Source organism: Nonomuraea cavernae, from assembly GCF_014646355.1.
Taxonomy (GTDB): Bacteria; Actinomycetota; Actinomycetes; order Streptosporangiales; family Streptosporangiaceae; genus Nonomuraea; species Nonomuraea cavernae.
In genome coordinates, this window is record NZ_BMNH01000020.1 from 96,226 (window position 1) to 105,614 (window position 9,389).

Annotated in this window: 8 protein-coding genes; 4 read left to right on the forward strand and 4 right to left on the reverse strand. The window is 70.6% G+C overall.

The window, feature by feature from the left end; genetic code table 11:
- Nucleotide 1: 1 nt before the first annotated feature.
- A complete protein-coding gene (locus IEY82_RS27030) occupies nucleotides 2-1,051 on the forward strand; it encodes a polyprenyl synthetase family protein (RefSeq protein WP_225263795.1) in 1,050 nt (349 codons plus the stop codon).
- Between the two features lie 114 nt (nucleotides 1,052-1,165).
- Here the strand turns inward: IEY82_RS27030 and IEY82_RS27035 are convergent, their stop codons facing one another.
- A complete protein-coding gene (locus IEY82_RS27035) occupies nucleotides 1,166-2,095 on the reverse strand; it encodes an aldo/keto reductase (RefSeq protein WP_189127039.1) in 930 nt (309 codons plus the stop codon).
- A gap of 35 nt (nucleotides 2,096-2,130) precedes the next feature.
- On the opposite strand from IEY82_RS27035, the gene IEY82_RS27040 reads away from it, so the two are divergent.
- Nucleotides 2,131-3,111: an alpha/beta hydrolase gene (locus IEY82_RS27040; protein WP_189127040.1), complete on the forward strand. Its 981-nt coding sequence runs from the start codon at nucleotides 2,131-2,133 to the stop codon at nucleotides 3,109-3,111.
- Nucleotides 3,112-3,179: 68 nt separating this feature from the next.
- Nucleotides 3,180-3,725 carry a TetR/AcrR family transcriptional regulator gene (locus IEY82_RS27045; protein WP_189127041.1) on the forward strand — a complete coding sequence of 182 codons (546 nt, stop codon included), beginning with the start codon at nucleotides 3,180-3,182 and terminating at the stop codon, nucleotides 3,723-3,725.
- On the opposite strand, the gene IEY82_RS27050 is transcribed toward IEY82_RS27045, so the two are convergent.
- The 3 genes from IEY82_RS27050 to IEY82_RS39420 form a co-directional block, all read right to left on the reverse strand.
- Nucleotides 3,663-5,225, reverse strand: a complete 1,563-nt coding sequence (locus IEY82_RS27050) for a WS/DGAT/MGAT family O-acyltransferase (RefSeq protein WP_189127042.1) — start codon at nucleotides 5,223-5,225, stop codon at nucleotides 3,663-3,665. The two genes, IEY82_RS27045 and IEY82_RS27050, sit on opposite strands and share 63 nt — an antisense overlap.
- A 143-nt stretch (nucleotides 5,226-5,368) precedes the next feature.
- Entirely contained in the window at nucleotides 5,369-6,415 is a 1,047-nt protein-coding gene (locus IEY82_RS27055) for a sulfite oxidase (protein ID WP_189127043.1), read from the reverse strand.
- A 149-nt stretch (nucleotides 6,416-6,564) separates the two neighbouring features.
- Complete coding sequence (locus IEY82_RS39420; protein WP_308425876.1) at nucleotides 6,565-7,437, reverse strand: class I SAM-dependent methyltransferase; 873 nt, start codon at nucleotides 7,435-7,437, stop codon at nucleotides 6,565-6,567.
- A 522-nt stretch (nucleotides 7,438-7,959) separates the two neighbouring features.
- Between IEY82_RS39420 and IEY82_RS27065 the strand changes: the two genes are divergently transcribed.
- A complete protein-coding gene (locus IEY82_RS27065; protein WP_189127044.1) occupies nucleotides 7,960-8,829 on the forward strand; it encodes a TIGR03619 family F420-dependent LLM class oxidoreductase in 870 nt (289 codons plus the stop codon).
- Nucleotides 8,830-9,389 lie beyond the last annotated feature (560 nt).

Here is a 9,389-nt window from a genome sequence, read left to right on the forward strand (position 1 = left end):
CGTGGACGTCAGCCATCAGGCGGCGGGCAGCCCCGGCGGCGACGCGACAGCGCGCTGCCGGCGACTGCTCGAACCAGCCCTTCGAGAAGCGGTCTCCGCACTGCACCCGTGGGGCGCCAAGATGGCCGCCCACACACTGGGGTGGTCCGACGCCGACGGCGGGCCCCTGGTGGCCGGCGGCGGCAAGCACCTGCGGCCGACCATCGCCATGCTCTGCGCCGAGGCCGTCGGCGCGCCCCCGGAGGCGGCGCTGCCCGGGGCGGTGGCGGTGGAGCTGGTGCACGCCTTCTCGCTGGTGCACGACGACATCATCGACCACGACGAGCGGCGCCGGCACCGCGAGGCGCTCTGGAAGGCCTACGGCGTGGGCCCCGCGCTGCTGGCCGGCGACTCGCTGCTGGCACTCGCGGTCGATCAGCTGACGGACGCTCCCGTCGCGATGCGCTACCTGTCGCGGGCCCTGATCGAGCTGGTGCGGGGCCAGACGGAGGACATGGCCTTCGAGAACCGCCCGTGGACCGGCCCCGGCGAGGTCACGGTCCAGGAGTACACCCAGATGGCGGCGGGCAAGACCGGCGGCCTGCTGGGCGCCGCCGCCGCGGCGGGTGTCGCGCTGGGGGGCGCGCCCGGCCTGGCGGAACCCCTCTGGACGATGGGCCGCGAGCTGGGCGTCGCCTTCCAGATCGTCGACGACCTGCTGGGCCTCTGGGGCGACCCGGCCGTCACCGGCAAGCCCATCCACAACGACCTGCGTCGCGGCAAGAAGACGCTGCCCGTCCTCGCCGCCCTCGCCCCGTCCTCGCCGCTCGCCGAGGCGCGCCCCGCCGGGCGGGCCGCCCGCGAGCTGTCCGGCCTGCTCGCCTCCGACGCCCTGGACGACGACGAGGTACGCCGTGCCGCCGGACTCGTGATCGAGGCGGGCGGCCGCACCGCGGCCCTGGACCAGGCACGGCTGCACCTCACGACGGCCATGGAGATCGTCGTCGAGTGCCTGCCCGAGGCCACCGAACTACGCGACCTCTGCCTGTCCCTCGTCGAGCGAAGCCACTGACCTCGCCGCGAGACACCCCGCCCGGCCCTGGACCGAGCAGAGCGGGGCGTGTCTCACGCACGCGGGGCGCCGTACGCGTACCCCGTGATCAGGGGCGTCTCCGCGCACGCGCGGTCAGGGGCGAGAGGCCTCGTCGAGCAGCCGGAGCTCCTCGGCGCCGAGCTTGAGCCCGGCGGCGGCCAGGAGCGGCTGGAGCTGCGCCACGTCACGGGCGCTGGCGATCGGCGCCGCGACCGTGGGCTGGGCCCCCAGCCAGGCGAGCGCCACCGAGGCGGGCTCGACCCCGCGCTCGGCCGCCACCTTGGTCAGCGCCTCGATGGTCCGCGGCCCCCGCTCGGTCTCAAGGTATCCGGCGGCCCCTCCAGCCCGGGGACTGTCGACCGTGACGCCCGGGGCGTACTTGCCGGTCAAAAAGCCGCGCGCGAGCGAGGACCACGGCGTGCTGGACAGCCCCTCCCGGGCCGTCACCTCCCGCAGGGCACCCTCGTAGCCGCGCTCCACCAGGTTGTACTGCTGCTGCAGCGCGACGTAGCGGGCCAGGCCCTCGTCGTCGGAGATCTTCAGCGCCGCCGCCAGCCGGTCGGCCTCGTAGTTGGAGGCGCCGATGTAGCGGATCTTGCCCTCGCGCACCAGCGCGTCGAACGCGGCCAGCGTCTCGGCCAGCGGCGTGTCACGGTCGTCGATGTGCGCCCAGTAGAGGTCGATGCGGTCGGTGCGGAGCCGGCGCAGGGAGCTCTCGACCGCGGCGCGGATGTTCGCGGGCGCCAGGCCCTTGAACCCCTCCAGCATGCCGACCTTGGTGCCGAGCACGATCGAGTCGCGGTTGCCGCGCTTGGCCATCCACTCGCCGATGATCGTCTCTGATGTGGACTCGCCGGTCGCCCAGTAGGGGTAGGAGTCGGCCGTGTCGATGAAGTTGCCGCCGCCCTCGACGTAGGCGTCGAGCACCTCGAAGGACGTCTTCTTGTCGGCGGTCCAGCCGAAGACGTTGGCGCCCAGGGCTATCGGGAACACGGTCAGGGCCGTGGTGCCTATCGATCTCATAGCGCTATTATCCGCGCATCCAACAAGGAGACTCCATGGCCCTCCGGTTGCGTGGATGCCTGGTCGGCGCGATCGTCGCCGGCGGACTCTGTGTGCTCGTCGTGGCGGCGCTCCTCGCGGTGCTCCCGTGGGGAGACGAGCCGCCCGTCCCGGCAGCCTCCCCCTCCTCGACGCCGGCCCAGACCTATGACACCGCCGAGGTGGTCGAGGAGAAGCGGCTCGACGAGCGCAGGATGGAGCTGACGATCAGGTCGCGGGCGCTCGACGCCACCACGAAGGTCCGCCTCCTGCTGCCCAGGGGATGGGAGTCCCGGCGCGACTGGCCCGCGCTCTGGCTCCTGCACGGCGGCCTCGACGACCACACCTCCTGGACGGCCAGAACCGACGTCGCCGCGCTCACCGCTGACTCCGGCCTGATGGTCGTGATGCCCGACGGCGGCAAGTGCGGCAGCTACTCCGACTGGTGGAACGGCGGCGACGGCGGCCCGCCCCGCTGGGAGACCTACCACCTCAAGGAGCTGCTGCCGCTGCTGCGGTCCCGCTACCGGGCGGGCGGCGAGCGCGCCGTCGCCGGCTACTCGATGGGCGGTCAGGGCGCCATGCTGTACGCCGCCAAGGGTGGGTTCAAGGCCGCCGCCTCGTTCAGCGGAGCCGTGCACATCCTGCACCCCGGCGTGCCGCAGGCCGTGATGGCGGGCACCACGGTCGGCTGCTTCGGCACCGACTGGAAACGCCTCTGGGGCGACCCTGAGCGGCAGCGCGCCGTCTGGCGCGCGCACAACCCCTACGACCAGGCCGGCAAGCTCAAGGGCGTCCGGCTGTATGTCGCCGCCGGTGAAGGCGACCTGGTCGAGGACCTGGCCAACCGGGCGGCCAGGGAGTTCGCCGGGCGGCTCGGCGAGCTGGGCATCCCCGTGCGCACCCACTTCCACCACGGCGGGCACGACCACGCCTCTTGGCAGCGGGAGCTGCACCGGGCCTACCCCATGCTGACGGAGGCCATCGGCGTCCGGTGACCGACCGTCACGAGGGTCTCCCGTTCGCGGCATGGTGGTGCCCGGCGTGTGCCGGTTAGGGTGCGGCTGTGGTGATCGGTGACGCGCGTACGCGCATCCTGGACGCGGCCGAGGAGCTGTTCGCCGGCGGCGGATACGACGCCACTCCGACCGCGCTCATCGCCCGGCTGGCCAGGGTGCCCAAGGGGCTGGTCTTCCACTACTTTCCCCGCAAGATCGACGTGCTGGTGGCACTCGTCGACGAGCGCACGCTGATCGAGGAGTCGCGCGAGGTCGACGCCGTCCCCGGCGATCCCGCCGGCACCCTGTCCGGGCTGGCGCGCCGGCTGCCGCTGCACGCCTCGCCGGCGATGCGGCGCATCCTGTTCCGGGAGGCCGACACGCACCGCTCGGTCAGGGAACGGCTCGGCCGCCTCAACGGAGAGCTGATCAGGCGGGCCAAGTTCGCGCTCGAACTGGCCCTGCCGGGCAGCCGGGGCGACGCGGCCAGGCTGGAGGTCGCGGCGGCCACGTTCGCCGCCGTGCTGCTCTACCAGGAGAACCTGTGCCAGCTAACCGGCCACCAGATCGATCCCGACGCCGTCGCGAAACTCATCGCCCACTCGCTCGTCTAGCAGCTCGTCGAGCGCGGTCCGCAGGTGGCCGAGCATGCCCCAGACGTCGTCCATCCGGTCGGGGCAGGCCACGATGCCGAAGTCGAGCATGCCGTCGTAGGAGAAGCAGGTGATGTTGACGCCGCCGGTCATGTCGGTCAGCACCGAGAGCGGATAGTAGGAGAGGATCCGCCCCCCGCACAGATACAGCGGGAACTGCGGGCCGGGCACGTTGCTGATGATCAGGTTGATCGGCGGCACCGCCGACGCCAGCCGGAACAACGCCGGGCTCGCCACGCTGGTCACCGGCGCGGGCAGCAACGAGCACAGCTCCAGCAGCCAGCCGGCCGGGGCGGTGACGAAGCGGCGCTTGGCCGCGTTCATGGTCGAGCCCACCTTCCGCAGCCGGGCCTGCGGGTCGGCGATGTCGGTGGGCATCGGGGCCACCATGGCGGAGATCTGGTTGCCGACCAGGTCCTGGGCGTTGGCCGTACGGACCGCGACGGGCACGGCCGCGATCAGCGGCTGCTCGGGCAGCGCGTCGCGCTCCATCAGCCACGACCGCAGGGCGGAGGTGCACAGCGCCATGACGATGTCGTTGACGCTCATGCCGTGAGCGCGAGCGATGCTCTTGACGTCTTTCAGCGACACGGACCCGAACGACAGGTGGCGGCGGGCGCTGATCGGGCCGTTGAACGGCGTGCGAGGGGCGGAGAGCCGGGGCAGCTCGGGCCGGTGGTGCCGGTCTCCCGTCACGAACCTGGCCGCCTGCGCGATGGCCTTCGCGCCGGGCAGCGTCGCGGCGAGCGGGATCGCGTCGAGGTCGCCGGCCGCCCGGACCGCCGCCCGCAGGGCCCGCACGGGATGGGTCGCCGTCCGCACGGCGGCGCCGGCCAGCATCTCGACCAGGCCCGGACCGGCCGCCTCCTGACCGTCCGGCACGCCCGCCGCCGCCTTGACCGCCTTGGCCGGGGTCTTGGCCGGGGTCTTGGCCGCCTTGGCTGCGGTCGCGCCGCGCCGGGAGCGCCCGGAGGTGGCGTGGCAGGTGTCGGGCGTGAGGTCGAGGAGGGTGGCGAGGGTCTCGGCGCCGGAGACGCCGTCGATGGCCGCGTGGTGCACCTTCGTGTAGACGCCGATCAGGCCGTCGGCCAGCCCGTGGATCAGGTGCATCTCCCACAGTGGATGGGCACGGTCCAGCCGGCGGGCATGGATGCGGGCCACCTCGTCGGCCAGCTGCCGGTCGTCGCCGGGCCGCGGCAGGGTGACCTCGAACAGGTGGTTGCCGATGTCGAAGTCGGGGTCGGCCGCCCAGTAGGGGCGGTCGAGGTCGAACGGCACCCGCACCAGCCGCAGGCTCAGCGCGGGTGACAGGTGGAGTCGCTCCAGCAGGAGCGCGGCGAGCGTCTCACGGTTGACCGAGCCGTCGGCCGGGTCGAGGATCGCCAGACCCGCCACGTGAGCGGCGGTGGTCGCGGACTCGACGTTGAGGAACTGCGCGTCGAGTGCGGTCAACTGGCGCATCTTCCCTCCTTTTCCTCAGCGTGTGGTAAGGCTCACATGAGACGGTTTCTGCGGCGTTTCTGCGAGAGTCTTTCAGATGAATTCGGGTAAGCCGGACACCCTATTCGCGAACGTGCAGCTCACCCCGGATCGGTGACAATTCCCTATCCATGGACAACCTGCACGGGATGCCGCACGACTGCGTCGAAGTTATAACCGAAAGCTTGCCGTGGCGTGATCAGAGGCTGCGTCGCGCCGGACTCGTCGGTGGCCCGCGCCATGAGCACGTGCGGCCCGGGCCGCTGCGGGGCCCACCCGATGTGCCACGGCAACCAGGCGCCGACCAGGTGGTGGCCGTGGTGCTCGGCCTGCTGCCAGGTGAGCCCGCCGTCGAAGCTGACCTCGACCCGGACGATCCGCCCGTTGCCGGACCATGATCTGCCGTGCAGGATGTGCGGGCCGCCGATGGTGATCGTCGCATTCCAGGCGATTTCGAAAGCGCTCCGTACCGGCTGGGTCGTGACGTCCGGGTAAAAGACGGTGTTCCATGGCGTGGAGGCTTCTTCGGTGGTCACTTCCAGGTCGCCCAGCCATTTGATGGACGCGATTCCCACCCATCCCGGCACCACCAGGCGCGCCGGAAATCCATGGTCGGGTGGAAGCGGCACACCGTTCATCTCGTAGGCGAGGAGCACGTCGTCCACGGCCTTGGCGACGGGCAGCGGCCGGCGTACGTGCCCGTGGTTCTCGAACGGTGCGTCGAGCCCGCGCGGCACCACGTCCACGGCGTCGGGCCGCAGCCCGGCGTGTTCGAGCAGGTGGCCGAGCGGCACCCCGCGCCATCGCGCCACCCCGATGCCGCCGAGGCCCCACTGGATGCCGGGGATGGGATCGTGCTGCTGGACGTCGTAGAACCGCCGCCCGTTGCCGGCGCACTCGATCGCCGTGTCGACGGTCCGGGAGGGCATGGCCAGCAACTGCCGGTAGTCGTACGTGCGGGAGTGCCGCACCCCTGGCCCGTGCACTCGCAGCCGCCAGGTGGCGGCGTCGATGAGAGGGGTGGAAGTGTGGTTGCGGACGAAGAACCGGTCGTTGGGGGTGTGGTAGCCCTCGCCGGCCATGGCCTCCCAGCGCATCTCCGCGTTGCCCTCGCGCAGGGTGAACAGGTGGTCCGGCAGGGGTTTGACGATCGTCGCCAGAGCTTGCTTCATTGACGTCACCTCCTTAATCCTTATTTCCTACTGGTAAACCATTTAATCGTTACCGTGTGTAGTCGAGCGCTCGCTCCCGAAGGGACATGCCCAGATTTGACCGGGTCGCACCTCCTCGGCTGTAGGCAGAACCGGGGTTGGGTCATCCCTTACGACGAGACCGTGGTTGCGCTCGGGACGCTCTGGACTTCCCAGGACCCAACGCCATACCCATCGGAGCCTCGTGCTTGTACGGGTGTCCCGCAAGCCGAGGTGCCCACACGGCCGGTCTTGCCTGGGGCCACGCGGCCGGTCTTGCCTGGGGCCACGCGGCCGGTCTTGCCTGGGGCCACGCGGCCGGGGTTGCCCCCCGGGCCCACACGGCCGGGTTGACCTGGGTGGCCGCGGAGGCGGGTGGGCGTTCCGGCCGACCGCGATTGCCCGGGGTCTGGTGATGTTCGCCTTCGGCGTTGTTTCGGGCGCGGGGGTACTTGGCACGGTCTTAAGTCGGCCGGAACGCCCACCCGCCTCCGCTCCACTGCCCCCGCCGTGCTGCCTGCCCGCCGCAGAACGGGCCGGGGACCGTCGCCTTCCTTCCCGCTGATGCTGAAGCGCCCGCTTCCGGTCCTTTGGGCCTGCTCGCCGTAGCTGAAGCCTTCACTTGCCGGCACAGTGCGGGCCGGGCGCCGCAGCCGCGGCCGAGCGCCTGACCTGAGGAGCCCGGCGTTTTCCGGACACGCCGGGCTCCTCAGGTGGGGTGCCCGCGCGTGATCCAGCAGCGTGGCGCTGCCATCGACGCCGACCACCTCGGCGCCGCGTGCCAGCAGCTCGGTCGCGTAGTGCCCGGCTCCGCAGCCGACGTCGAGGATCCTCGCGCCGGCGACGTCACCGGCGAGCTCCAGCATCGCGGGCCGATCGGTGTAGGCGTTGTACGGGCTGATGCCGGCGTGCTCAGCGAAGTAGTCACCGAGCGCATCGTGGTAAGCGGTCTTCGGAGGCATCGGCACATCATGACGGCGGCGACCGCCCACCCGCGAACGCATTACGGCTGCGGCGCCCGGCCCGCACTGTGGCCCCTCAGTCGGAAAGTCAGGGCTTCAGCGCGGGCCAGGCTCCGTAGTCGTGGCGGAGCGCCTGACAATGCCTCCTGGCGTTGCACGGAGAATGGCAGGCACCGGTGTGTCGCAGCTTTCTGAAGACTGGAGAAGCGTTGACACCGGTGGTCGTGTCCGCCCGAGTGCCGGATCGACGATCCCTCCGTGGTCGTGCGGAAGTGGGTCTGGCCTGTCAACGGCCTACATGCACTTTCGTAGATCTTGCCAGGCGGACACCCGATTCTGAGCGGGAGATCCGACTTGGCCGCTGAGATCACTTGCCTGTTCGAGGCGTGGCGATGTCACCGGGCGAAGGTTGCCCTGACGCCGGTGACAAGGTTTTAAGGTGCCTGCGACAGCGGGTGGGAAGGCCGCGGACGCATGGCGGGGGCACGATGCCTCCGTTGCATCTGCCGAGCAGACCAGCGACCGCCCATCCATCACATCGGCTGACTAACCGGAGGAATGACGATGAAGTTCGCAGTCAGCTACAGCACGCCCTACTACGGTGTCGACCCTGACAAGATCGTGGCCTACGCTCAGCATGCCGAGGATTGCGGCTTCGAGTCGCTGTATCTGCCCGAGCACATCGCGCTGTATCCCGGTGCGATGGCCGGTCGCTTTGAGCTCCCGCCGTCGTTACCGTACTTCGACCCGCTCGATTGCCTGAGCTTCGTCGCCGCGGCTACCCGACGGATCCTGCTCGGGACAGGCGTGCTGCTACTGCCGTATCACCATCCGGTTGTTCTCGCCAAGCGTCTGGCGACCATTGACGTGCTGTCCAAGGGGCGGATGCGGTTACTGACCGTGGGGCTCGGCACCCTGCCTGGTGAGGCCCGGGCAGTGGGGGTCGATTTCAGCACCCGGGGCCGTCGGGCCGACGAGGCGATCGACGTGATGCGGCTGCTCTGGGCCGGCGGCGAAGACGGCGTCAGCTTCGCCGGGGAGTTCTTCACCTTTGACGACCTGTGCCAATTCCCAAAGCCCCACGGGGTCACCCACCTGCCGATCCACATCGGCGGATCGAGCCGGGCGGCCGCGCGCCGCGCCGGACGACGCGGCGACGGTTACTTCCCGGGTGGCGCGCTCGATCCGAACGAGCGCGCCACCCAGATGGACCTCGCTCGATCGACCGCCGTCGAAGCCGGTCGGAGCCCGGAAACTCTGGAGTACACGCGTTGGGGTTCGATCGACATGACTGTCGACCAGGTCGAGGACCTCGCAGCCCAAGGTGTGACCCGCATCGTCATAGGTGCCACTGCCGCCGAACCAGACCAACAGCGCGAGGAGCTGTCCGCGTTCGCCCAGCGGTTCGCCCTACTCGAACACCTCACCAGCTAGTTCCTGTCTCCAGCCGGGCGAGGAATCCAATCGTGTTCAGTTGCTCGTGTTTCCTCAAGCCGTACGCGGCTGGCGGTAGCAGGTCACGGCACCCACCTCACCGATCCTTTGCACCCGAAGATGGATGCGCCTGTTGTCCTTTATGTGTACCGGGAGGCCGTGTCGGGCGCTCCGCCACGGCTACGGCGCCCGGCCCGCGCTGTGTCGGAAAGTGCAGGCTTCAGCCTACGGCGGCCGGCCGCGACGTACGGGATCGGGCGCTTCAGCGTCGGCGAGGAGGAAGGCGACGAGGCCCGGCCCGCTCTGCGGCGGGGCGACAGGACGGTGGGGCGCCGTAGAGCGGAGGTGGGTGGGCGTTCCGGCCGACTTAAGACCGTGCCAGATACCCCCGCGCCCGAAACAAGGCCGAAGGCGAACATCACCAGACCCCGGGCAATCGCGGTCGGCCGGAACGCCCACCCACCTCCGCGGCACCGTGGTAGCACCCACCTCCGCGGCACCGTGGTAGCACCCACCTCCGCGGCACCGTGGTAGCACCCACCTCCGCGGCACCGTGGTAG

Coding starts and splice junctions, on each gene's coding strand:
- IEY82_RS27065 (WP_189127044.1), top strand. CDS start 7,960: ATGAAGTTCGCAGTCAGCTACAGCACGCCCTACTACGGTGTCGACCCT.
- IEY82_RS39420 (WP_308425876.1), bottom strand. CDS start 7,437: ATGCGTTCGCGGGTGGGCGGTCGCCGCCGTCATGATGTGCCGATGCCT.
- IEY82_RS27050 (WP_189127042.1), bottom strand. CDS start 5,225: ATGCGCCAGTTGACCGCACTCGACGCGCAGTTCCTCAACGTCGAGTCC.
- IEY82_RS27055 (WP_189127043.1), bottom strand. CDS start 6,415: ATGAAGCAAGCTCTGGCGACGATCGTCAAACCCCTGCCGGACCACCTG.
- IEY82_RS27035 (WP_189127039.1), bottom strand. CDS start 2,095: ATGAGATCGATAGGCACCACGGCCCTGACCGTGTTCCCGATAGCCCTG.
- IEY82_RS27040 (WP_189127040.1), top strand. CDS start 2,131: ATGGCCCTCCGGTTGCGTGGATGCCTGGTCGGCGCGATCGTCGCCGGC.